Here is a 21920-nt window from a genome sequence, read left to right as displayed (position 1 = left end):
CTCACCGGCGAAGAACCGCTCCCTCGCCCGCGCGGGCCCCTTCTCCGACTCCCACACACTCCGAATGACGCACCGTCCCTGCACCGAAAGTAAGCGGCACCCACCCGAAGCTAACCCCGCCCCCGCCCCCACACCCCCAACCCCCGCCCCAAAGGTCCGAACAATCACCCGTCAGAGTGAGCCCACCCACCCCACCCACCGCCACCGGAACCATGTTGAAACAGCACCCCCAACTTTTGATATGGTTGACCCAACGCGAGCGGATCAGGCGAAAGCCCCGGTCCAGCTCACGTTCACTCGTCCGAGTGGCGGAATGGCAGACGCGCTAGCTTGAGGTGCTAGTGCCCGTTAAGGGTGTGGGGGTTCAAGTCCCCCCTCGGACACTCGCTGTAACCCCATTAATATCAGGGTCGAGATTCATCTCGGCCCTGATATTTTTCGTTCCTGGCTCGTAGGTGAGCCGCAGGTCAAGCTCCGAGTAGAGTCGCGCCTTCTCCTCGCGCCCGGCACGTTGAAGGGCGACGCGCATGTCACCCAAAGCTTGGATCATGTTGTTTATCGTCTCGTCGGTCATTTGGACCTGTGGGGTGGGCTGTATCCGCCGGGCGGTGGCGAGAACAGCGGCGCGCTCGGCTTTGACCTCGGCGATCCAACCGCTGACGGTAACCGGGTCGGCTCCAGACTCCAGCGCAGCGCGGTAGGTCTCCAGCTTGGCGTCGCACTCCGCCAACTTTCTCGCCGTGTCGGACTCAGGCTCGGCCTTCGCTTTCGGGCCCGCCTCTGTAGTGGCCTGCTCAGCCATGGCACGGATCGTTTCGCCGACGCGATGCGGAGCGAAGATCTTCGCCAGCCAGCTGTCCAGCACCGGGAGCAGATGTTCCTCTTTGAGATAGACGTTATCGGGGTGCTGCACGTGGTTGGCGAGCGCGTAGTCCTTGGGGTACCGGCAGCGGTAGTGCGGTTTGCCTCCGGACTGCTGGCCCTGCATCTTGCGTCCGCACAACCCGCAGCGCAGCAAGCCCCTCAAGACGTAGGTGTGCTTGGTTCGGATGCGTTCGCGTTCTTTCCGGTCGTGGCCGTGCGCGGCACGGATCTGCTTCGCGGCCTCGAAATCCTCCACTGAGATCAGTGCCTCGTGGACGATCTTGTCGGACCAGACCCAACTTCCCTCTTCGTTCCAGCGCAGCTTGGTCTCATAGCCGTCGGCGACGTTCTCGACGTCCAGCAGGACTTCGTCCTTGCGCTGCTTGTTCCACACCTGTCGTCCCGTGTAGCGGGGGTTATCGAGGATGGCCCTGACTGCGCTCTTGCCCCAGCCCTCGCCAGTACGGTGGCGGTTACGAGTGGGGTCGGCTTGGGACGGGGACAGGATGCCGTCGCGGGTGAGGGCTTCAGCGATCGCGTAGTGCCCTCGCCCGCGCAGATACTCAGCGAAGATTCTCTGGACTACCGGGCCGTATTCGGGGTGGGGTTCGAGTTGGTGCAGGCGCTTTCCGTCAGCGGCCTTGCCGGGGTTGGGGTGTGGGCCGAGGTCCGCCAGGCGGTAGCCATATGGCGGGCGTCCGCCGAGGTATCTGCCCTCGATCTTGGCTTGGGCGGCCATGGCGGAGCGGACCCGGATCTTGACGCGGTTGCGCTCGCCCTTAGACATGCCGCCGAACACGCTCATGATCAGGTCGTGGGCCTCGGAGTCGGGATCGACGGCCCCGCCGACCTCGGGAACCCACAGGCCCACTCCGTAGTGGGTGAACACGGGCATGGTCATGCTGTACTGACTGCCGTAGAAGGCGCGTTGCGGCTCGCCGATCACGACGGCGTCGAAGCCCCGGTTCGGATCGGTCAGGGCAGCCAGCAGGTCGTTGGCCTTGGGGCGGCGCTTCCAGGGCAGGGAGCGGGACATGCCGATGTCGAAGAACTCGGCGACGATGACGCCTCCGGCCGGTTCGATCAGGGTCAGCGCGCGGGATTTCTGCCAGTTGCGGGAGGCTTCGGGATCCTGGTTGTCCTCGGTGGACACCCGGCCGTAGAAGGCGAAGCGCAGCCCGTTACGGGCCAGGCGCGAGGCTCCAACATCGATCAAGTTCACGGTAAGACTCCTATATATATCTATGCGGTGCGCGTCAGCGGCGCCGGTCGGAGACGGGGAATGGGCGGGCGCGCCGTAGGGCGCCGGTCGGAGTCGACATCCGCGCGGCGATCGCGTGGAGGGGGTCATCGCCGTCGACCGGGAGCAGCACGTCGCCGGGTGTGCAGAGTGGGATGCCGATCGCCTTCAAGGCGGCGGGGATGTTGTCCGGGCCGATAGCGTGGTGCGGGTCCTCGACGATGACCACCTCGGCGCGCACCGTCTGCTCGGCCAGTTGCCGGGTGAGCCTGCTGGCCGCGGGGCGTGCCGGCCACGGGGTGCTGCGCGTGACGGCGAAGTCGGTGTAGACGCCGACGACCTTCAAGTTCAGGCGCTGCTGCAGTTCGACGATGCGTGCGGCCTGCCGTAGGACGGCGACGTCTTGGTCGCGGCTGACGCCGCTGCCGACCCGCTGGTAGAAGACGGCGCGTATGCGCGCGCCGTCGGAGTCGCTTCGACTCATGGGAGGAATCCCTTCGGTGATGTGGTGTGGTTAGGGCCTGGTGGCCTCGATCTCGATCGAGGCCACCAGGCCCGTTTTGTCGTTTCTGCGGCTATTGCGGGATGAATCCCGCGAATCGGGCTGGACCAGTGGTAGCCGTGTTCCCCGCAACCATCAAGTTCTTGATTCAATGGGCGGCCCTCGCGGCGTTGCCGGTGCCCGATATCGGCTGGCCTGATTTCACGCACGAGTTTTGGCCCCACCTACGTACGCCCTCGCGATCCTCCTGCCGTGCGGTGGACTCCCTGATCACGACTGAGAAGTGGCCCCACCTCCTCGGGCCGCAGCCTGCTTGACCTTGGAGTGGACTCCAAGGTTTAGCGTGGGACTCGTGAACGGCACGCGTACCAAGGAACAGGGCCTGAGAATCGCGGAACTTGCCGCAGCCGTGGGCGTGAGTCCGGACGCAGTCCGGTTCTACGAGCGCGAGGGGCTGCTGGCACCACCGGAGCGCACGGCGGCTGGCTACCGCTCCTACGGATCGGAGGCAATCGAGCGGCTCCGCTTCATCCAGGGATGTCAGCGCCTCGGGCTGCGGCTGCGTGACATCGGCGATCTGCTGGCCGTACGTGACACCGGAGTGTGTCCCTGCGAGCCGGCTGAGGATCTGCTGCGCCGCCGCATCGGCGAGGTGGACGCCGAGATAGCCCGCTTGGCGGCGTTGCGGGCCGAGATGCTCGCCATGGCTGACGCGCTGCCGTCCGCGAACTGTCCACCGCCGTCCCCCGGCGTGTGGTGTCCGCCATCGGAAGGGAGGTGATGTCGATGACCGAGATCGAGCTGGTCGAGTCCTGCTGCGATGACCCGGACTGCCCGCCAGAGCTGTGCGGCTGCGGCTGCTGAGCCGGTGAACCGCTTCGCCGAGCGCGCCGGCGAAGCCAGGCCAAGACGCAGAACAGGTGGGGCCGGAAATAGTTCGCTGGAACCCATTCCCTCGTTCAACGTGTGGGGCCAAGGTCCGTAGGTGGAGCCAGGACTCGTCCCTATAAACAGGCTGGCCTGTAGCCGTGTGCCTTGACCGCTACTCGGGCCGCGCCTCGGCGCGGCGCAGGAGTTCCAGCAGGGCTCTGGCAGCCGCCGGGGTGAGTTCGGGCTCGGCGGGGGCGAAGACCACCTCGGCGACGGTGTTCTCCGCGGGGCGTCCTCGCCTCCGCCGCACCGGCGGGCTCGGGTCGGTCACCGCTCCTCCCCCGAGGGACTCCCCCACCGGTAGGGGAGGGCCCGGCGGGCTAGTTCGCGGAAGGCGGTCTCGGCGTGGTGCGGGACGACGCCGTTGCCGGCCAGCCGCAGCGCGGCGATCCGGGAGACGTCCGGGACTGCGGCCAGGTAGTCGTCGGCCGGGAGCCCCATGACCCAGGCGGTGAACTCCGGGCGCAGCCGGGGCCGTCCGTTGCGGCCAGGCTCGGTCGGTTCCGGGGCCGCCCGGCCCAGGATGTGCTCCCACCGCCGGACCGCCTCGGCGTAGATGCCCCAGGGGTAGGCGGAGTGCGGGCTCAGGCCGCCTCTGGCAGGTCCTGCGCCGGCACGGCCGGATGCTTCGCCAGCCGGGCGATCGCCGAGGTCAGCATCAGATCCCCCTTGGACCCGTGCTGGTTCGGGGAGCCCTTCGTGCCGTCCGAGGCGCGCGGGGTCGGGAACAGCACCACCTGGGAGCGACTCGGTGTGAGCACCGAGACGGCGTCGTCCAGACCCACCGAGTGACCCCCGGCCCGGCGCGCAGCAGGGTCGGAGGCTCCCCGGCCGTCGCCGTCGCGGGCCTGGGGCGTGGGCAGCAGCTTCAAGGAGCCGGGTCGCGCCGTCGCCGGGCCGCCAGGCGAGGATGAAGCAGCGGGCTCGTCGATGAGGGGCACCCACCTCGGATGCTCGAAGGCAGAGCCATTCCGTGTCGTACCCGCTTGCGGCCAGGTCGGACTGAACCTGTTGGAGTCCGCGTCCTCGGAGCTGAGCAACGTTTTCCAGCAGCACGAGATCGGGTCGTAGATCGCGAACGGCGGTTGCGACGGTGAACCATAACCCACTCCTATTTCCCTTCTTCAGTCCCTCGCCGCGTCCGGCGATGGATATGTCTTGGCACGGCCACCCGGCCGTGAGGATGTCGATGCCCGGCACGGCTTCGCGGTCGGCGAAGTCCAGGGCGGTGATGTCGCCGAGGTTCGGCACCCGGCGGTGGTGGTGCGCCAGCACCCGCACGGCGTCCGGGTCGTTGTCGGCGAACCAGGCGGGCTTGGCGCCGAACAGGTTCTTGGCCGCCAAGTCGAGGCCGCCGTATCCGGTGCACAGGCTCCCCAGCCGCGGCGCGCTGCTCGCGCGCGCCGGGCTCAAGCGGCCACCTCCGAGATGCCCGCGGGCTGTTCGGGGCGGCCGGTTCGGCAGGCCCACGGCGAGCAGCCGTCGGGGTCTCCGTCCTCCCAGTCGACGGCCTCATCGGCGCCGACCAGGCGCAGGTGCCGGCGTTTCGGTGGGGCGTCGATCGGGGCCTGGTCCAGCGGCAGCAGCGAGGGGTGCAGGAACGCCTGGCCGAGCAGCGGCCGGCCGTTGGCGTTGGCGCGGGCGTTGCCGGCGCGGATGGCCCGGTCGAACTCCACGGCCTCGTCCCACTGCACGGGGTGGTTGTCCCTCAGATTCCTCCAGCCAGCGTTGGAGGTGTAAGGGCAGCCAACACAGGCACTCTTCGAGACGGCGGCGAACCCGTGCTGATCGAGGTATGCCTGGGTGTCGGCGCGGGTGAGTCCGAGCTGCAGCAGCGGGAACTCGTTGACCGCGTACTTGACGCCGGAGTCCTTGGCCCGGTGGAACTCATCTGAGGAGATCCCCACCCACATCGACAGGCTCAGGCTGCGCTTGACGCGCCCGATCCGTCCGTCGTCGAAGACCTCGGCTCCGAGGCGTCGGCGTGCCTCGGCGAGCAGGATCTTGATCTTGTAGGTGGAGGTGCACTGGCGCCGGAGCATCCCCTTGGACCCGTTGGGGTTGCGGATGAACATCGGCATGGTCGAGAACCGGGAGTTCGGGTCGAGAGCGTCGCGGCGGATGTCCCCGGCCCGCAGGCGGACGATCTCGATTCCGGCGGGTTTGGCGACCTCGTTCTCCAGCCAGTCCAAGGCGGCGTAGGTCTCGGGGCGTTCCCAGCCGGTGTCGGCGAAGGCGGCGTAGTCGAGGCGCGGGAGCAGGCCGTGGGCGGACATCAGCAGCAGCGCTGAGCTCTGGACTCCGGCGCCGAGCGAGAGGGCCTGAATCCTCGGCGGCGTGGCGGATGGGGCGTTGAGCCGGTGGTGCTCAGTGGTCATGTATCTCCTGGTCTTGTCGGGGTCGGGCCGGGGTGGTCAGCGGCGGGGGTCGCAGCGGCAGCCGGGGCGGCGGTCGGGGCGGCGCTGGTGGCAGCGACAGCCGCGCCGGGACGGATCAGGTGCGCAGTTCGCGGTGTCGTCAGCGGTCGTTTCGTCGCTCTGGTGGGCGGCGATCACGGCGGCGCTCCAGGCGTGCAGGGTCTTGGTGCGGCGCTTGATGTCGGCCAGTTCAGCCCGTACCGCGCGGTCGGTGAGTTCGGAGTGGTCGGTGTCGCCGGGCTTGGCGGTCAGGCCGTGGGCGCTGGCGAGGCGGCGGATGTAGGCGTCGGTGTCGAACGGCATGGGGTGTGACTCCTTGATCTGTCTTTTCGGTGTGGGCGCGGTCAGGCGTCGGCGGCGGCCGGTGGGGTTCCGGCCTGCCAGAGGGTTCGGGGGATGTTGTCGGCGCCAAGATCGCGGCGCGGCCGGGCCGCGGTGCTCCAGCCGGGGCGCGGCGGCAGGTCGCGGACCTTGTGCCAGCCGGAGGCTTTGAGGCTCGCGCCAGTCTCGCCGCCTTGGGTGTAGGTGACCATGCGGCGGTAGCCGATCGCGCGGGCCGCCTTCCACGCCGCGGAGTACAGCCGTGAACAGCTGCCGGGCACGCCGAGCGTGGCCAGGCGGGTCACTTCGAGGGTGTAGCCGTCGTCCAGGTGCCGGGCGACCGGCCGGCCGACGATGGCGACGGCGACGAGCTCGCCGCCGGGCCCGGCCAGGCCGACGGAGTACTTGTGACCCCTGGGCGGTGCGTGGTGGCGGTGGTGGGCGGCGACGAACTCGCGCGCCTGCTTCAGGCTCACCGGCCGGATCGTGAACTGGCCCCGCGTCGCCGCAGCGGGTCCGATCACGAGGCCGTCTGGTTCCGCGCCGGATCGGCCTCGGCGCGGGATTCGATCTCGTTCACCTGGCGGCCGGCGGTCATTCCGGCGGCGGCGATAGCGGCGAGCAGGAAGAACACCCAGTCCGTGACCGAGTGGCCGCCAGCGACGTTGCTGAACAGCTCGCCGGAGTGGTCGAAGATGACTCCGGCGGGGATGCCGTAGTGCAGCCACAGCGCCACGACCACGGCTGCGAAGTCGCCGACGAAGCCGACGGCGAACGCCAGGACGGCTGCGATGGCCGGGAGCAGCGCGGTGCGCGGAGCCGGAGTCTTGGTCAGCGTGCGGGCCAGGACGAATCCGACGGCCAGGCATGCGTAGGCGAAGTGGTACTGAGTGATCCCGGAGACGAGGCCCCAGGCGGCGGTCAGGCCGACGCTCGCGGCCAGGGCGCGGACGATGGCGGGTCGGGCGGCGAGCAAAGTGGTCATGAGAACTCCAGACGAGTAGTCGGTTCAGGCGGGGATCGGGGCCCCGGCCGGACCGCGCGGGCGGCGCGGCAGTCCGGCCGGGGCGCGGCGGGCTAGGCCGGCTGGCCGGTCAGGCGCGCGGCCAGGACCTCGGCGGCCTTGAGCGCGGAGCCGTTGTCCGCTTCGGGGTAGGCGTCGCTGATGGCGGCGAGCTTGTCGCCGACGCGCACGAGGATCAGCTCAGGCTGCTGGTACTTCGCCGCGTCCGGGCCGGTCGCGGTGACGCGCACGTCGAGGGCCTCATCGCCCAGTCCGGGGACCGCCGTAGCGGTGACCGTGCCGCTGACGGACGCGCCGTTCGCGTTGGGGGCGGCGAAGGTCTGGCACCGGTCGGCCAGGGCCTGGACTTCGGTGATCTGCTTGATGGCGTCGCCGGGGTTGGTCGCGGCCAGGACGATCTGTGCGATCGGCACGCCGTGCTCGGTGAGGGTCTCCTTGGCGTAGGTGGCGCGGTAGTCGGCGGTGGCCTCGTCGGCGGTGATCTGCGGGACGACATTGCATCCGGCGGCGGGCAGGATCGGGGCCGGTAGAGCATCCGGGGAGGTCCAGTCGGAGCCGCTGTCGGCGGCGCCGGTGACCGTGACGGCGGAGGCGAGGTCGGCCCCTGCTGGGAGCAGGTTCTTCAGCGCGGTGCCAGTGGCCGTCGGGTCGATCGCGGAGTTGCGGGCGGCGCTGGGCGCGGAGGTCTTTCCGGCAGCCGGGCGGGTGTCGGGGTGGCTGTTGCCGCAGGCGGTCATGCAGGAGGTGATGCTGCCGGCGGCGGCGAGGTAGACGGCGGTCTTGACGAGGGTGGTGCGGCGGATCAAGCGGTTCTCCTGGACGGTGGTGCGGGCGTCGGTGCGGTGGCTGGCAGGTCGGGCGGAATGGTGGGGGACGGTGCTCCTCGTGTCGGGTCGGGCTGCTTGCCCCGGGCCCTGGGGGCGCGGGAGCTGGGGCTGTCGGGCTCTACTTCTGGGTGCCGGTCAGGCGTCCGGCCAGGAGCTGCGCGGCCGAGATGGCGTCGGCTTCGTCGCGCTGGTGGTCGGCGTCGGAGACGGCGGCGATCTTGTCTCCGGAGCGGACGAGGATGACCTCGGGCTGGGAGTAGTTCACGGCGTTCGGCCCGGCGGCAGCCACGCGGATGCGGATCGCCTCGTCGCCGAGTCCGGCAAAGGAATCGACGGCAACGGTCCCGCCAACAGACGCGCCGATGGAGTCCGGCGCGGCGAAGCTGTCGCAGCGCTTGGCGAAGTCGCGGATCTCGGCCAGCTGCTTGGCGGCGTCGCCGTGGTTGGTCGAGGCGACGACGAGCTGCAGGCTGGTGCCAGCGACGTCGAGCTCCTCGCTGGCGTAGGCCGCGCGGTAGTCGCCGGTGAGGACGTCCACGTCGATCGCGGGAGCCGCGGTGCAGTCCGCTGTCGGCAGCGACGGCGCCGGAAGGTCAGCCTCGGCGGTGACGTACGTGCCGGTGTCGTAGACGCCGGAGATGACGATCCCGCTGGCCAGGTCGGCGTTCGTCGGGAGCACTACGCGCAGGGCCGGACCAGCCACCTCCGGAGTCAACGGGGAAGGCGACGAAGGCGCTGCGGCGGTCGTGTTCGTCGCCGATGCCGGTCGCGCTGGGTCGGCGTGGTGATCGCTGCCGCAGGCGGACAGCGAGGCGGACAGCGCGCCGGCGGTGGCGAGGGCGGCGGCGGTCTTGGCGAGGGCGGTGCGGCGGGTCAAGAAGGTCTCCTGAAGGTGGTGCGGACGCTGGTGACGGTGCGGGGGTTTGCGGATCGGTCGGGGGTTGAGGTGGTTGTCTTTCGGGCCAGTCACGGGTTCGTGGGACGGGCGTCGCGGAGGACGGCGTGCGGTCCTGCGCCGTCGACGAGGCGGCGGGCGTGGGCCCGGCACAGCCGCAGGCCCTTGGCGCGTCCGGCGGTGCCGGTGGCGACCGGCGGCATGAGGCACGGCGGGTAGCGCCCCGCGCCGACGGAGGCGATGCGGCAGCTGCGGCACCAGGGCCCGGCCGGGTCGATCGACAGCTCGGTGTGGCAGCGATCGCACAGAGCCGGGCGGCCGTCGCAGCGATCGGGTTCCGGGACCGTCATACGATCGCCGGGCGCGGCTCCGCCTCCTGCGGATCGGCAGGCGCGGATGTCACCGTGACGGCCGGGATAGGCATGTTTCGCTCGTCGAGTGCGACAACACCGGAGTTCGATCGGGGGTCTCTGAGCTCTGAGCCGCAGGCGGGCTGGTCCCGGGCGTCCGGCCTGTCTGGCAGAGGTTTGACACGGCTTCGGAAATCCTGAAGAGTCCTCACGGGTTCTGTCCTTTCGGTGATGGGCGTGAAGGGTGGGGACGGCAGTTGGAGCTGGCGGTTGTCCGGGATCTGAGGGACTACAGGGAGCTCGCGGACGCCGAGACGATCGCGGCGTTCGAGACCGACGCGCTGGCCGGGTTCGTCTTGGCCCGTGCATCGGCGGGGCTGACCGACGGCACGATCCGTGGAGACGTGTCGCACCTGGAGAACATCCGGACCTGGTTCGGGCGGCCGTTGTGGGAGATGGAGCCGTGCGATGCCGACTCCTACTTCGGAGGCTTCCTGCGCAACGCCCCGTCCGGGACCCGGCTGGCCCGCTCCGCGGCGCTGTCGATCTACTTCGAGTTCCTGGAGTTGCGGCATAAGGTCGAGCTGCACGCGATGACCGGCCGCGTCATCGAGTGCCCGATCGATGAGATGAACCGGCCGCGCGGCAACAAGAACGCCCGGCTACGGATCCCGCCGACCGAGGCGGAGTACACCGCGTTCTTCAGCGCCTGGGCACAGTCACTGGCCTCGTGTCGTAAATACGCGACCTCCGCGCGGAACTACACCGCGGCCCGGTTGATGGGCGAGGTGGGGCTGCGCGCGAACGAGACCCGGATGCTGGATCTGGCCGATGTGCACTGGGAGCTTGGGCGGTTCGGAAAGCTGCACGTCCGGTTTGCCAAGGGGTCGGACGGCTCCGGTCCCGGAGAGCGGATGGCGCCGCTGCTGGGCGCGGCCGGCCCGGTGCTCCGCTGGTATATCCAGGACGTATGGGGTCAGCTTGATGATGACCACGCGCGGTTCGGCGCCCCGCTGTTCGCCTCGGAGCGGTCCTGCGCCGACGGCTCGGCCGGGCGGGTCAGCTACGAGTCGCTGCGCTCGAGCCTGACCGAGGCGGTCGAGGAGTTCATGCCGGCTTGGGCCGGGCGGCTGACGCCGCACGTGTTGCGGCACTACTGTGCCTCCCAGCTCTACCAGGGCGGGGTCGACCTGATATCCATTCAGGAGCTGCTTGGTCATCTTTGGGTGACCACCACGATGAAGTACGTTCACGTGCACCGTTCTCGGATCGAAGAGGCGTGGATCGCCGGGCAGGCCCGGGCCGCAGCTCGGCTGGAGGGGCTGGCCGGATGAAGTGGAACCTGCGGCTGGCCGCGGCCAAACGCGACATCTGGAAGGCGTCGGATCTTCAGGCGCTGCTGGCCCAGCACGGCCTGGTCATCTCCGCCGGGAAGATGTCCGGTCTGTGGTCGGGCAAGCCGGCCTCGCTGAAGCTGGACGACCTCGACGTCATCTGCGTTGTCCTCGGCTGCGAGATCGGCGAGCTGCTGATCCCCGAGCCGGAGAACGTCGCCAGCCCGGCAACCGATGAGACCCCCGTCGCCCGCGCCGCCGGCGCACCGTTGTCGGTGGTGCCGCGCCGCCGCGACGGGCGCACTCTGCCGCCGCAGTGAGCGGATCGGCCAGGATCCCCGGTTTCCGCGCCCGGTGGAGTGCCACCAGCTGCGTTTCGTGCCTGGCCTGGGGCGTCATGTATGCCGCCGGCAAGTGCCTGGCCTGCTACAACTTCCGTCAGCCAGCCAAGGGACACCACGTCGGAGTGTGCAGCGGGTGCGAACGCGAGCAGCCGCTGAAGACCGGCTACTGCCGACTGTGCTGGCACCAGGCCCGGCTTCTGCGCGACACCGACCCCGACGCGGATGCCCGCGCCAAGAACGTGATGGCCCCGTGGCTGCCCAAAATACGCCACCACCAGCTGTTCCTGGCCGACCTGGAGAACCGGGTCGGACCGCCGAAGACTGGGCGTCGACGCGGCGCGAAAGGACGGCCGCTCAAGCCCGCCCCGGCCCCGGCATCGCGGCCTATCGCGGAGTTCATCCAACCGCCGCTGTTCGACGCCGGAACCCGCGACTACCAGGTGCGCCGCTTCGACCTGCGCAGCGCCACACCCGACAACCCGTGGCTGGCCTGGGCGCTGTACCTGGCCCACAACCTGGCCGAGGCCCGCGGCTGGGAGCCGGTGGTGCGCCGCGGTGTGCAGCGCGTCCTGACCGCGATCCTGGCCGAACACGTCGCCGGCGACACGGTTCGCGCCAGCGACGTCCGCCCGCTGTTCGACAAGCACAGCGTCAGCTTCGTCCGGGTGCTGGAGATCCTCGCTGCGATGGACGTCCTCATCGACGACCGGCCCGACACCTTCGATGCCTGGGTCGGCACGAAGGTCGCCGGCCTGGCGCCGGCCATCGCTCGAGACGTCACAGCATGGGTGAACCACCGCCGCCACGGCGGACCCCGCGCCAAGCCCCGGGACGTGTCCACCTGCCGCATCCAACTGTCCGTCCTGCTCCCGGCGCTGACCAACTGGTCCAGCAACTACGACCACTTGCGTGAAGTCACCGCCGACGATGTCGCCGCGGTGGTTGATGGCTTGACGGGCCGCCGACGGGAGATGGTCGTGACCGCGCTGCGGTCGCTGTTCACCTGGGCCAAGCGCACCGGGCTGATCTTCCGAAACCCGGCTGCGGACATCCGCCTCGGCCGCAAGACCGTCCCGATCTGGCAGCCGCTGACCCGCGGTGAAATCGATCAGACCGTCGCCGCCGCCACAACACCGCAAGCCCGCCTGTTCGTCGCGCTGGCGGCAATCCACGGAGCACGCCCCGGACAGATACGCACCTTGCTGCTGAAGGACGTGGACATCCCCAACCGCCGCATCACCATCGCCGGCCGGGAACGCCCCCTGGACGACCTGACCCACCGTGTCATCCTGCACTGGCTGGACCATCGCCGGACCCGCTGGCCGAACACCGCCAACCCGCACCTTCTCATCAACATGGACACCGCACTGCACCACGCCGCCCCAAGCCACACCTGGATCCTCAACCTGCGCGGCCTGCCGGCCACGATCGAGCGGCTGCGGATCGACCGCCAGCTCGAGGAAGCCCTCGCCAACAACGGCGACCCGCTCCTTCAAGCCGAGGTCTTCGGCGTCCACTCCAGCACCGCGGTGCGTTACGCCACGAACGCCATGCACCTCCTTCGCGACGACCCTCACGCCACCGCCTCCGAGACTTCGCCGCCAACTCCAGGACCCATACCGGACACGGGCAGCGGACTATCCTGGAGTTCGGCGTAGAAGCCCTGATTTTCGCTGGAACTTCTGGACTTTGTCGGGGCGCGGAACAGCAGCACATCTTCGGCCACGATCAGGTGCATCGGTACGCCGGCGGCGCGGGCGGCGCGGATGTTGGCGAGCTGGAAGAACGAGGGCCTGGTGACCAGTTGCCGGTCGCGGGCTCCGGCGATCAGGGCCAGGCAGCGCTCGATCGGCTCCAGTCCCGCCTTCACGCCCGCGGCGATGACCTCGCTGGGCAGGTCGACCAGTTCACCGTGCTCGCGCCAGGGCCGGGCGGTGACCGCGACGACGCCGCCGGGCCGCAGCATCTGGCGGCAGCCGGACAGGATCTCGGCGAACCCGGCGATGAGGTCTTCGCGGTTGGCGTGGGCGAGGTTGCCCCGGTCGGTGGAGTAGCGGAAGTCCGACTTCTGCACCCCGGACTCGCCGGTCTCGGCGGTGGCCTTGACCTGTCCGTGCGTCGCCGCGCCGTAGGGCGGCGAGGTGATAACCAAGGCTGCGGTGCCGACGAGTTCCGGCGGGACAACTTTGACGAGCTTGCGGGCGTCCGCGCGCACGACCAGCGCGGCTTCCTCGCACCCGCTCTGGGCCTTGGCCAGGGCGATGTTCTGCCGGGCGTACTTCGCCCACTTCGCCTCGTACTCCACGCCCAGCGCGCGCCGCCGAAGGTGCAGGGACTCGACCAGGGTGGTGCCGATCCCGCACATCGGATCCACGACCAGGTCGCCGGGTTCGGTGTAGGCGCCGATGGCGTAGGCGGCGATGTCCGGGAGCATCTTGGCCGGGTGCGCGACCGAGTCCGGGACGTAGCGCCCGGCGCGCTGGGTGCGGGAGTTGCGCTGGGCGGTGACCCACACCGAGGTGGGTATCCCGGCCAGGCTGCGGGCCGGGGTGCTGGCCGCGTTGCTCTGGTGGGTGGCGGGGGTTTCAGGCAAGGGTGTCGTCCTTCTCGGGCTTGCGGAAGATGAGCAGGTCGCTGTGCGACCGGGCGTGGATCGGGATGCCTTGGGCGCGGGCGGACCAGTAGGCGTCCAGGTCGGTCTGCGGCAGGGCGGGCGTTATCCCCTCGTGATCGATGTAGGAGTCGATCAGGGCGATGTGCTGCAGGTAGGAAAGGCCGCTGCGGCGGGCTGAGGCGATGGCGGCGCCGGTGTCGTCCCGGAACCCGGAGCCGGGGGTTGGGCGGGGCAGGCGGACGGCGAGGATCCCGCCGTCGGCGAGCATCCGCTTCGCGCCGGCGATGAGCGTCTCCAGGGAGGTTCGGCCGTCCATCGGGGACCAGTCGCGGATCCCGAAGCCGGTGGTGTCGCCGCGGTCTTCGCGGTCGATGGCCAGGAGCGCCACCAGGTCCAATCCCGCCCGGTGCGAGACGACGGAATCGAGAGCCGGGATCCCTGCCTCGGTGGTCCGGTGGTGTCCGGTGATGCTTGCCTTGCGGATCGGGTTGGTGAAGTAGCTCGGTGCGGGGATCCGGATGATCGAGTAGTGCTGGCCGATGGCCGTGAACTGCCGCACGATCTCCGGCACGGCCCACTCCTGGGTTCCTGCGCTGGCGCTGGAGTGGTCGGTGGCCGGGTCGTGCGCGTGGTTGTCGGGGTGGGGGGTGAACCAGGCGGTGGCCGGGACTCCGCATCCGCGGACCCGCTGCTTGCGCTTTGCCGGGGTGTTCTTCTCGGGGGAATCGGTGGTGTTCTCGATGTTGCTTTCGCTGTGATTGTTCGGGGAGTTATGCGTCAGTTCCGTCATGAGCGTTGTTCGTGTCGTGCGGTTCCGCGCCGTTGTGCTGACCTACCCTAGTAAGCCAATTTGAGGGGGTCAGAGTCTCAAGGTTCCGGTAACGGTTCGATATCGCTATCCGGAGCCTTCTTCGCGCATATATAGGTGTCCCCTCGCAAGGCCCGAGGTGCCGCTCGCGCGAAGGCCTCGCCGGGGCGCGTGCCTGCCGTGGCCGCGCTAGCTTCAGGTCCCGCGTGCCCGCTGAGCCTCGGGGTGGATGCGCGATCCGCCCTCGCCTGGCCCGCCCTTACCGCGCCCCGGCGCCAAAGCCCCGGAAGCCCTGCGGAACCCGCGACTCGAGTGCGCCCGAAGCTCGGGGACGGGTACGGCGGCCCAGTCCGTGGCGCCATGCGGCGAGTTCCGCACGAAATGGCAGGTCAACCAGGTTTTAGGCACGCCGTAGGCACGCCATAGGCACGCGGTAGGCACGGCTGGCACACCCCTGGGCGACGGTGTCAGCGCGTCGGCAGCGCAGTCCGGGGCCGCGGATCCACGCCCGGGTCTTCGACCGCGTCCGGCCAGGTCTCCGCGTGCTGCCAGCCGCCAACATCAAGATCTTTAGCGGGCTGTGGTGCAGGCCTCGAACCGCCCGCGCGGACCTGCCGCCGCCGGTCGCGGCGGCTTTAGGCACGCGGTAGGCACGCCGCCGGAAACACAGCGCGGCGAATGTGCCTATGGCGTGCCTAGAACGTGCCCATGATTTGCCTACGGCGTCTCGTTCGATGGAGCTCCCAACCCGGGGAAACCTGATTGACGGGAGCTTTCACAATGAGTGTCGACACCGACATTGACACGCCGCTGGAAACCATCAAGTACGCCTTTGCGCAAATGCGCGAGATGCCGTCGGAGATGACGCTGCGGCTTCCCCCGGTCCCGGTCGGTCCGGTGGACCGGGTCATAGATCTGGCGCAGATATATGAGGCCGTCCACGGAGCCGGGGTCGACCCGGCATTCCGGGCCCTGGTGTGGGCCCAGGTGATCCGCCTGGCGCGGCGCAGGCAGACCGGCTGGTTCCTCGTCGCCGCCGGCCTTGCCTACCCGAAGCTGGTCCACAAGTCGCAGCTGCTGGCCGCGAACTTCCCCGGCGACACCACCGAGGATCAGGCCGATCTGATCGAGGCGTTCCTGACCGCGATCCGCGACATCGACGTGGAGGACTTGTCGATCCCGGATCTGGCTGCCACCGCGGCCTGGCGCGCGTTCACCGCCGTGCGCCGCGAGCGCCGCCGGGAGGAGACGGCTCCGGTGTCGATGCCGATGGCCTCGGAGTCCGCCGCGCCGGCCCCGGAGGTCGAGCACGTGGACATCCTGCTGGCCCGCGCGGTGCGCCTGGATGTCATCACCGCCGACGAGGCGGAGTACATCGGACGCTCCTACATGGAGGACACACCGATCGAGGAGATCGTCGCCTGGGCGGGCATCTCCCGGGCCACGTTCTTCCGCTACCGCACCGCCGCCGAGACCCGCCTGGTCGCCGCCATCCGCGACGGGCGGCTGTAGGCGCCAGGCAGTGCTCGTGACCGAATCGTGATCCAGGCATTGAGACTTTCGGGCCTCTCCACGGCTTACTAAGGGTGCCGGGATAGCAAGCTCCGGCACGCCGCTCGGCCCCAGGCTTCCGCACCCCGCCCCGTGGTGCTGACCCTCCACAACTGCGACCCCGACACCGATCCGAAAAGGAGAACGTGTCGTGCGCGCGGCGGCCTGAAACGCCCCTCGGCGACCCGCACCACCGCAGCACCTTCTCGCGGCAATCCTCGGCCCTTCACAACCCGGTGAGCCTTCCCGCCTCCCGGCGCCGAGCCCGTCCCGGATCTCCCGGATGACGCCGCACCTCCCCGTCCCACCCAGCACCAAAGGACCCACCCATGCACCACTCGAGCCACCCCGCACGCCCCGAAACACCCCAGCCACCGGTACCCGCGCCGTCGGCCCACCGGGCCCGGCGACGCCGCCTGGCCACGCTGATCTGCTCGACCGCCAGCGCCGCTTTCCTGGGCGCGGCACCGGCCCTGGCCGCGACCTCCGGCCAGTACCAGGCCGCGGCCGACATCCCCACCGTCATCTCCAACGTCACGGGCTGGTTGATCGGGATCCTCGCGGTCCTGGCGACGCTGATGCTCACCATCGGCGGCGTCCGCTACGTCCTCGCGGCGGGCGACCCGGCAGAGGTGGAGAAGGCCAAGACCTGCTTCAAGTCCGCCGCGATGGGCTACTGCCTGGCGGTCCTGGCGCCGGTCGTGGTGACCGTCCTCAAGGGCCTGGTCGGCGGCTGACATGCGCGCCGAGCCGAAGTCCGTTCCCCTGCGCGCCGGGGGCGTCGGCGGCCGGGGCCGGGCTTCGGCCCGGCCCGCCGCCCGAGCGATCGCCGCGCTGCTGGCCGCCGTCGCGGCCCTGCTGATCCTGGTCCCCGCCGCCTCCGCCCAGGCCGCACCGAAGGCGGCGGCGCCGCTGGCCGCCGCGCTGCTCCCGGCAGCTCCGGCACCCGCGCCGAGCCCGTCGCCGTCCGGTCCTGGGATCGGTCTGGGACCCGGCGCGGCGACCCCGACCGACACCGTCCCGGCCACCGGCGCGACGGGCGGCAACACCTCCGGCGGCAACTCCGACCCGAGTTTCTGGGACATCCCCGGCCAGATCGAGAAGGCCATCGACGACTGGTTCGCCTCGCTGGTGACCGACGCGCTCAACCCGGTGCTGAGCCTGCTGGGCTCCACCGTGCTGTCCACACCGGACGTCACGACGATGCCGCGCGTCGGGGCGATCTGGACGACGATGGCGCTGCTGGCGAACAGCTTCTACGTCCTGTTCGTCCTGGCCGGCGGCATCATCGTGATGACCCACGAGACGCTGCAGTCCCGGTACGCGATGAAGGACATCCTGCCGCGGCTGTTCGCCGGATTCCTGGTCGGCAACGCCTCCCTGGCGATCCTCGGGCTCATCATCCACCTGGCCGACGTGCTCGCCCAAGGCGTGATGGGACAAGGGCTGGATCCGAAGGCCGCGGGCACCGCCCTGGCCCACATGATCACCGGTTCGATCCTCAATTCCGGCGGCGTGTTCCTGGCGATCCTCGGTCTGGTCGCCGCGGTCATGGCGGTGGTCCTTCTGATCACCTACCTGGTCCGGGTCGCGCTCATGGTGCTCCTGGCCGTCGCCGCCCCGGTGGCGCTGGCGTGCCACGCGCTGCCGCAGACCGAGGGTCTGGCGCGGCTGTGGTGGCGGGCGGTGATCGGCACCCTGGCGATCCAGCTCGGGCAGTCGCTGGTGCTGGTAACTGCGCTACAGATCTTCTTGGACCCCGGAGGCCAGACCGCGCTCGGGTTCCCGACCGGCTCCGGCCTCACCGACCTCCTGGTGTTCATCATGCTCTTCTTCATCCTCATCAAGATCCCGTTCTGGGTCGGCCGCAGCGTGTTCGGCCGCTCCCAGCTCCTTGCCATGGCCAAGGGCATCGCCACCTACAAGTTGATGGGCGCGGCCGGGCTGCGCGGCAAGCGCCGCGCCTCGTCCAACCGCCCGCAGGCCGGACGCAGCGCGGGCCCCACCCCGCCGGGCGGACGCTCGGGCAGCGGTACACGCCCGAGCGGTCCGACACCGAGCAGCGGCTCCGGTCCGCGTGCGGTGCCGCCCGCCTCCTCGGGCCGGCCCCGGTACGTGCAACCGGGACTGTTCCCACCGCCGCCGAAACTCCCCAGGCCGCAGGCGCCACGCGAGGCAGTAGAGCTGAACATGCCCGCGCCGGCGCGATCACCAGTCCGGCAGACGGCGCTGTTCGACCGGCGCGGCAACGTCACCCCGGCCGCCGCGCCCCCAGTCCCGCCGCCCACCCAAACGAAGCCGGGCCGCGTGGTCCAGCCGGGCCTGTTCCCCCCGCCGCCCCGCACGCCCCGGCCAGCACCGGCCCGCGAGGCGATCGACCTGAACCGGCCCGCGCCGCCGCGCTCGCCGAACCGGCAGTACGCGCTGTTCGACCTGCGCGGGCAGGTCACCCCGGCCGCCGCCTCGGCCTCGAGCCCGCCGCCGGTCCCGACCCCGGTCTCGGCCGCGAAGAAGACCGCGCCGCCGAAGAAGACCGGAAGCCCGGCCCGCACGGCGGCGGTCGCTGCCGCTGGCAGCACGCGGACCCCGCCGCCCCCGAAGCGATCTGCGGCTCCCGCGCCGAAGAAGACCGTCGCGAGCGCCGGGGCTGCGGCGCCGCCCGCACGCACGTCAGGCGCGGCGGGCGCGGCCAAGCCGGTGCCGAAGAAGGCCCCTGCCGCCAAGCCGGCACCGGCCAAGGCCGCCTCGCCGCGGGCCGCCGCACCCAGAAAGCCCACTGCTCAAGGAGGAACCTCGAAGTGACGAACCACCGTCCGGCGTCCACCGCGCACGGCGCCTACCGGGGCCGGCACCGCAAGCCGCGCCCCACCCTGGCCAAGTTCATCTACGACCGGCTGACCGTCCCGGTCCCGACCCGGGTCCACCCGGCGCGGGAGATCGCAATCCGGGCCCGCCGGTCGGCCGCGCGCCAGCGCCGCGCGGCCGGAGGCCGTGATGCGTGAGTCCGGCGAGCGGTATGCCACCCGCATCCCGGCCGACGTCGATCGCCCGGATGTGATCGTCGCCAGGTTGACCGCGCGGCAGGTGGTGATCCTGGCCGGCACCGGGCTGCTGGTGTGGGCCGGTTTCATGGCCGCGCACGCCACCCTGCCGCGCGTCCCGGCGGTGTACCTGATCGCCCCGGCCGCCCCGGTCGCGGCGATCGCGATCGGGCTTGCGCTGGGCAAGCGCGACGGACTCACCGCCGACAAGTTCGTCCTGGCCGCGCTGCGCCACGGCCGCACACCCAAGCACCTGGTCGCAGGTTCCGACGAACCGGCGCAGCCGCTGCCGCAGTTCCTGGGCAAGCAGCTGCGGGCCAAGGCCGGACCCACTCCGGCACCTGTGCCGATGCCCGCGCACGGCATCGACGCGGGCGGCGTGATCGACCTCGGCAGCGAGGGCTACGCGGCCCTGGCGGCGTGCGGGGTGGTGAACTTCGCGCTGCGCACCCCGGTCGAGCAGGACGGGCTGGTCGGCTCGTTCGGCCGGTGGCTCAACGGCCTGACCGCACCGGTCCAGCTCCTGGTGCGCACCCATCGCTTGGACCTGTCCGGGGCGGTCGAGCAGCTGCGCGAATCCGCCCCGGGCCTGCCCCACCCGGCCCTGGAGGCCGCCGCCGCCGAGCACGCCGAGTACCTCGAGCAGTTGGCCGGCCGCCGCGACGTCCTGCACCGCCAGGTGCTGCTCGCGGCACGCGAGCCGCGCACCGGCCGCAAGGCCAAGGCCGGCGGCCCGGACGCCGCCGCCCCGCAGCGGTTGCACCGCCGCCTGGACGAGGCCGCGCGCGCTCTGGCCGGGGCGCAGATCCAGGTCCGGGCCTTCGACGACGCCCGCCTTCGCCACCTGCTGGTCGACGCCACCGGCGCCGGCCGCGAACCCACGGAAGGAGAAGACGACTGATGAAACTCACAGCTCTGGCCGGCAAGCGCCGCGACCCCGAGCCGACCCGCGAACCGGTGCGCGCCGCAGAGGCCATGCCGGCGCCGGAGTCGGTGACCGTCGCCCCCAGGCACCTGCGGATCGGCGACATGTACGCCGCCAGCTTCGCCGTCACCGGCTTCCCCTCGGAGGTCGGCGCGGGCTGGCTGGAACCTTTGCTGACCTACCCCGGGCGCCTGGACGTGTCCCTGCACGTCGAGCCGATCGAGACGCAGGTCGCCGCCGAGCGGCTGCGCCGTCAGCGGGCCCGCTTCGAGTCCGGCCGCCGCGCCGACTTCGAGAAGGGCCGCTTGGCCGACCCCTACGCCGAGGCCGCCGCCGAGGACGCCACCGAGCTGGCCTACCGGCTCGCGCGCGGCGAGGGACGGCTGTTCCGGGTCGGGCTGTACCTCACCGTCTACGCCGGGAGCGAGAAGGCCCTCGCCGAGCAGGTCTCGGCGGTAAAGTCCCTGGCCGCGGGGCTGCTGCTGCAGATGCAGCCCACCAGCTTCCGCGCCCTGGCCGGCTGGACCAGCTGCCTGCCGCTCGGGGTGGACGCGATCAAACTGCGCCGCACCTTCGACACCGCGAGCCTGGCCTCGGCGTTCCCGTTCACGTCCCCGGACCTGTCGCCGATCGACCCGACCGACACCGCCGCTCCGGACGGCATCCTGTACGGCGTCAACGCCGCCTCAAGCGGTCTGGTCATCTACGACCGGTGGGCGCAGGACAACTACAACAGCATCGTGTTGGCCCGCTCCGGGGCCGGGAAGTCGTTCTTCTCCAAGCTGGAGATCCTGCGCTCGCTCTACCGGGGCGTGCAGGTGCTGATCGTCGACCCGGAGAACGAGTACGAGCGCCTGGCGGCCTTCGCCGGCGGCGCGTATCTGGACCTCGGTGCCGAGGGCGTGCGGCTGAACCCGTTCGACCTGCCCGAGGGCGCGGACAAGACGGCGGGCAAGACCAACGCGCTGATCCGGCGGGCGCTGTTCCTGCACACGTTCATCTGCGTCCTGCTCGGCGAGCAGCTCGGTCCCGGCGAGCGCGCCGCCCTGGACCGGGGCGTGCTGGCCGCCTACGCCGCGGTCGGCATCACCTCCGATCCGCGCACCTGGGCCCGGACCGCGCCGATCCTGTCCGACCTCGCCGACGCGCTGCTCGCCCAGGGCACCCCGGAGGCGACCAGCCTGGCCGCGCGCCTGGAGCCGTTCACGATCGGATCCTGGGCCGGGCTGTTCGACGGCCCGACGACCACCGCCCCGTCAGGGCATCTTCAGGTGTTCTGCCTGCGGCACCTTCCCGACGAGCTGAAGACCGTCGGGACGCTGCTGGTGCTGGACACCGTGTGGCGGCAGGTCACCTCGCGCGAGCGCCGGCGGCGCCTGGTCGTGGTCGACGAGGCGTGGATCTTGATGCGGGAGCCGGAGGGCGCGAAGTTCCTGTTGCGCATGGCCAAAGCCGCCCGCAAGTGGTGGGCCGGGCTCGCGGTGATCACGCAGGACACCGCCGACGTGCTGTCCACCGACCTGGGCCGGGCCGTGGTCGCCAACGCGAGCACGCAGATCCTGCTGCGGCAAGCCCCGCAGGCGTTGGACGCCGTGGCTGACGCCTTCCACCTGTCGGCGGGCGAGCGGGACTTCCTGGCCACCGCCCCAGTCGGCACAGGACTCCTGGCCGCCGGCGAGCAGCGCGTCGCCTTCGCGGCCGTGGCGTCGGAAACCGAGTACGCGGTCGCGACCACCAACCCGGCCGACCTGGTCGACGACGAGGAGCCGGACGACTACTTCGACCCCGAACTCGAGGCCGACGCCACCGACTCCGACTCCGACTCCGACGCAGTCTCCGCACCGGCGTTCAGCACCGCTGACCTCGACGACCCAGACGGAGCCCTGCTCTGACCCTCCCCGCCACCCCCGTCCCCACCACCGGAAGCACAGCC

24 protein-coding genes, 1 tRNA gene and 1 pseudogene are annotated in these 21920 nt (G+C 70.7%); 11 read left to right on the top strand and 15 right to left on the bottom strand.

Annotated elements, in window-relative coordinates:
* Positions 1-299: 299 nt before the first annotated feature.
* A tRNA-Leu gene (locus ABD481_RS22875) sits at positions 300-383 on the top strand.
* Here the strand turns inward: ABD481_RS22875 and ABD481_RS22870 are convergent.
* On the bottom strand, positions 365-2086 hold the full coding sequence (locus tag ABD481_RS22870; RefSeq protein ID WP_344667777.1) for a recombinase family protein: 1722 nt from the start codon (positions 2084-2086) through the stop codon (positions 365-367). The two genes, ABD481_RS22875 and ABD481_RS22870, sit on opposite strands and share 19 nt — an antisense overlap.
* 34 nt (positions 2087-2120) lie before the next feature.
* Positions 2121-2588 carry a hypothetical protein gene (locus ABD481_RS22865; RefSeq protein WP_344667776.1) on the bottom strand — a complete coding sequence of 156 codons (468 nt, stop codon included), beginning with the start codon at positions 2586-2588 and terminating at the stop codon, positions 2121-2123.
* Between the two features lie 370 nt (positions 2589-2958).
* Here ABD481_RS22865 and ABD481_RS22860 point away from each other — a divergent pair, with 370 nt between their 5' ends.
* On the top strand, positions 2959-3387 hold the full coding sequence (locus ABD481_RS22860) for a heavy metal-responsive transcriptional regulator (RefSeq protein WP_344667775.1): 429 nt from the start codon (positions 2959-2961) through the stop codon (positions 3385-3387).
* Positions 3388-3648: 261 nt separating this feature from the next.
* On the opposite strand, the gene ABD481_RS22855 is transcribed toward ABD481_RS22860, so the two are convergent.
* The 11 genes and pseudogenes from ABD481_RS22855 to ABD481_RS22810 form a co-directional block, all read right to left on the bottom strand.
* Complete coding sequence (locus tag ABD481_RS22855; RefSeq protein ID WP_344667774.1) at positions 3649-3807, bottom strand: hypothetical protein; 159 nt, start codon at positions 3805-3807, stop codon at positions 3649-3651.
* Positions 3804-3977, bottom strand: a complete 174-nt coding sequence (locus tag ABD481_RS22850) for a hypothetical protein (protein ID WP_344667773.1) — start codon at positions 3975-3977, stop codon at positions 3804-3806. Before ABD481_RS22850 ends, ABD481_RS22855 begins: the two co-directional genes overlap by 4 nt.
* A gap of 143 nt (positions 3978-4120) precedes the next feature.
* Positions 4121-4477 carry a hypothetical protein gene (locus ABD481_RS22845; RefSeq protein ID WP_344667772.1) on the bottom strand — a complete coding sequence of 119 codons (357 nt, stop codon included), beginning with the start codon at positions 4475-4477 and terminating at the stop codon, positions 4121-4123.
* A gap of 10 nt (positions 4478-4487) precedes the next feature.
* A pseudogene (locus ABD481_RS47425) lies at positions 4488-5006 on the bottom strand (DNA cytosine methyltransferase); the annotation flags it as partial.
* Entirely contained in the window at positions 4946-5914 is a 969-nt protein-coding gene (locus tag ABD481_RS22840; RefSeq protein ID WP_344667771.1) for a hypothetical protein, read from the bottom strand. The gene ABD481_RS22840 and the pseudogene ABD481_RS47425, both read right to left, overlap by 61 nt.
* A gap of 36 nt (positions 5915-5950) precedes the next feature.
* Complete coding sequence (locus ABD481_RS22835; protein WP_344667770.1) at positions 5951-6256, bottom strand: hypothetical protein; 306 nt, start codon at positions 6254-6256, stop codon at positions 5951-5953.
* A gap of 41 nt (positions 6257-6297) precedes the next feature.
* Positions 6298-6759, bottom strand: a complete 462-nt coding sequence (locus ABD481_RS22830; protein WP_425559254.1) for an XF1762 family protein — start codon at positions 6757-6759, stop codon at positions 6298-6300.
* 35 nt (positions 6760-6794) lie between these two features.
* Positions 6795-7259, bottom strand: coding sequence for a hypothetical protein (locus tag ABD481_RS22825; RefSeq protein WP_344667768.1), 465 nt, complete (start codon positions 7257-7259; stop codon positions 6795-6797).
* A 92-nt stretch (positions 7260-7351) separates the two neighbouring features.
* Complete coding sequence (locus ABD481_RS22820) at positions 7352-8104, bottom strand: hypothetical protein (protein ID WP_344667767.1); 753 nt, start codon at positions 8102-8104, stop codon at positions 7352-7354.
* 139 nt (positions 8105-8243) lie between these two features.
* The gene (locus ABD481_RS22815; protein ID WP_344667766.1) at positions 8244-9002 is read right to left on the bottom strand and encodes a hypothetical protein; all 759 of its coding nucleotides are present in this window, start codon (positions 9000-9002) and stop codon (positions 8244-8246) included.
* A gap of 89 nt (positions 9003-9091) precedes the next feature.
* Positions 9092-9370 carry a hypothetical protein gene (locus ABD481_RS22810; protein ID WP_344667765.1) on the bottom strand — a complete coding sequence of 93 codons (279 nt, stop codon included), beginning with the start codon at positions 9368-9370 and terminating at the stop codon, positions 9092-9094.
* Positions 9371-9627: 257 nt separating this feature from the next.
* Between ABD481_RS22810 and ABD481_RS22805 the strand changes: the two genes are divergently transcribed.
* The 3 genes from ABD481_RS22805 (at position 9628) to ABD481_RS22795 (ending at position 12706) form a co-directional block, all read left to right on the top strand.
* Positions 9628-10704: a tyrosine-type recombinase/integrase gene (locus ABD481_RS22805; protein ID WP_344667764.1), complete on the top strand. Its 1077-nt coding sequence runs from the start codon at positions 9628-9630 to the stop codon at positions 10702-10704.
* Complete coding sequence (locus ABD481_RS22800; protein ID WP_344667763.1) at positions 10701-11024, top strand: helix-turn-helix domain-containing protein; 324 nt, start codon at positions 10701-10703, stop codon at positions 11022-11024. The genes ABD481_RS22805 and ABD481_RS22800 overlap by 4 nt, the downstream gene beginning before the upstream one ends.
* 77 nt (positions 11025-11101) lie before the next feature.
* Positions 11102-12706: a site-specific integrase gene (locus ABD481_RS22795; protein ID WP_344667762.1), complete on the top strand. Its 1605-nt coding sequence runs from the start codon at positions 11102-11104 to the stop codon at positions 12704-12706.
* Here the strand turns inward: ABD481_RS22795 and ABD481_RS22790 are convergent.
* On the bottom strand, positions 12622-13641 hold the full coding sequence (locus ABD481_RS22790; RefSeq protein ID WP_425559252.1) for a TRM11 family SAM-dependent methyltransferase: 1020 nt from the start codon (positions 13639-13641) through the stop codon (positions 12622-12624). The genes ABD481_RS22795 and ABD481_RS22790 overlap by 85 nt on opposite strands.
* Positions 13634-14452 carry a hypothetical protein gene (locus ABD481_RS22785; RefSeq protein WP_344667761.1) on the bottom strand — a complete coding sequence of 273 codons (819 nt, stop codon included), beginning with the start codon at positions 14450-14452 and terminating at the stop codon, positions 13634-13636. The genes ABD481_RS22790 and ABD481_RS22785 overlap by 8 nt, the downstream gene beginning before the upstream one ends.
* Positions 14453-15250: 798 nt before the next feature.
* Here ABD481_RS22785 and ABD481_RS22780 point away from each other — a divergent pair.
* The 6 genes from ABD481_RS22780 to ABD481_RS22755 all read left to right on the top strand — a co-directional run bounded on the left by ABD481_RS22780 (position 15251) and on the right by ABD481_RS22755 (position 21879).
* Complete coding sequence (locus tag ABD481_RS22780; protein WP_344667760.1) at positions 15251-15982, top strand: helix-turn-helix domain-containing protein; 732 nt, start codon at positions 15251-15253, stop codon at positions 15980-15982.
* Positions 15983-16350: 368 nt separating this feature from the next.
* The gene (locus ABD481_RS22775; RefSeq protein WP_344667759.1) at positions 16351-16758 is read left to right on the top strand and encodes a pilin; all 408 of its coding nucleotides are present in this window, start codon (positions 16351-16353) and stop codon (positions 16756-16758) included.
* A 1-nt stretch (position 16759) separates the two neighbouring features.
* A complete protein-coding gene (locus ABD481_RS22770; RefSeq protein WP_344667758.1) occupies positions 16760-18823 on the top strand; it encodes a TrbL/VirB6 family protein in 2064 nt (687 codons plus the stop codon).
* Positions 18820-19023 (top strand): hypothetical protein, encoded by a 204-nt coding sequence (locus ABD481_RS22765; RefSeq protein ID WP_344667757.1) that lies wholly within the window; start codon positions 18820-18822, stop codon positions 19021-19023. Before ABD481_RS22770 ends, ABD481_RS22765 begins: the two co-directional genes overlap by 4 nt.
* Complete coding sequence (locus tag ABD481_RS22760) at positions 19016-19963, top strand: PrgI family protein (protein ID WP_344667756.1); 948 nt, start codon at positions 19016-19018, stop codon at positions 19961-19963. Before ABD481_RS22765 ends, ABD481_RS22760 begins: the two co-directional genes overlap by 8 nt.
* A complete protein-coding gene (locus ABD481_RS22755) occupies positions 19963-21879 on the top strand; it encodes a VirB4 family type IV secretion system protein (protein WP_344667755.1) in 1917 nt (638 codons plus the stop codon). The genes ABD481_RS22760 and ABD481_RS22755 overlap by 1 nt, the downstream gene beginning before the upstream one ends.
* The last annotated feature ends 41 nt before the right edge of the window (positions 21880-21920 follow it).

The sequence above is a fragment of the Catenulispora yoronensis genome (genome assembly GCF_039531695.1).
Classification (GTDB): Bacteria; Actinomycetota; Actinomycetes; order Streptomycetales; family Catenulisporaceae; genus Catenulispora; species Catenulispora yoronensis.
Note: the sequence above shows the minus strand (reverse complement) of the source record. Positions and strands in the feature narration are given on the sequence as shown.

Bases quoted from the DNA above. Each gene is read 5' to 3' on its own strand.
- ABD481_RS22865 (WP_344667776.1), bottom strand. From the start codon at position 2,588: ATGAGTCGAAGCGACTCCGACGGCGCGCGCATACGCGCCGTCTTCTAC.
- ABD481_RS22850 (WP_344667773.1), bottom strand. From the start codon at position 3,977: ATGGGGCTCCCGGCCGACGACTACCTGGCCGCAGTCCCGGACGTCTCC.
- ABD481_RS22840 (WP_344667771.1), bottom strand. From the start codon at position 5,914: ATGACCACTGAGCACCACCGGCTCAACGCCCCATCCGCCACGCCGCCG.
- ABD481_RS22835 (WP_344667770.1), bottom strand. From the start codon at position 6,256: ATGCCGTTCGACACCGACGCCTACATCCGCCGCCTCGCCAGCGCCCAC.
- ABD481_RS22825 (WP_344667768.1), bottom strand. From the start codon at position 7,259: ATGACCACTTTGCTCGCCGCCCGACCCGCCATCGTCCGCGCCCTGGCC.
- ABD481_RS22810 (WP_344667765.1), bottom strand. From the start codon at position 9,370: ATGACGGTCCCGGAACCCGATCGCTGCGACGGCCGCCCGGCTCTGTGC.
- ABD481_RS22800 (WP_344667763.1), top strand. From the start codon at position 10,701: ATGAAGTGGAACCTGCGGCTGGCCGCGGCCAAACGCGACATCTGGAAG.
- ABD481_RS22795 (WP_344667762.1), top strand. From the start codon at position 11,102: ATGTATGCCGCCGGCAAGTGCCTGGCCTGCTACAACTTCCGTCAGCCA.
- ABD481_RS22785 (WP_344667761.1), bottom strand. From the start codon at position 14,452: ATGACGGAACTGACGCATAACTCCCCGAACAATCACAGCGAAAGCAAC.
- ABD481_RS22780 (WP_344667760.1), top strand. From the start codon at position 15,251: ATGAGTGTCGACACCGACATTGACACGCCGCTGGAAACCATCAAGTAC.
- ABD481_RS22775 (WP_344667759.1), top strand. From the start codon at position 16,351: ATGCACCACTCGAGCCACCCCGCACGCCCCGAAACACCCCAGCCACCG.
- ABD481_RS22770 (WP_344667758.1), top strand. From the start codon at position 16,760: ATGCGCGCCGAGCCGAAGTCCGTTCCCCTGCGCGCCGGGGGCGTCGGC.
- ABD481_RS22760 (WP_344667756.1), top strand. From the start codon at position 19,016: ATGCGTGAGTCCGGCGAGCGGTATGCCACCCGCATCCCGGCCGACGTC.
- ABD481_RS22755 (WP_344667755.1), top strand. From the start codon at position 19,963: ATGAAACTCACAGCTCTGGCCGGCAAGCGCCGCGACCCCGAGCCGACC.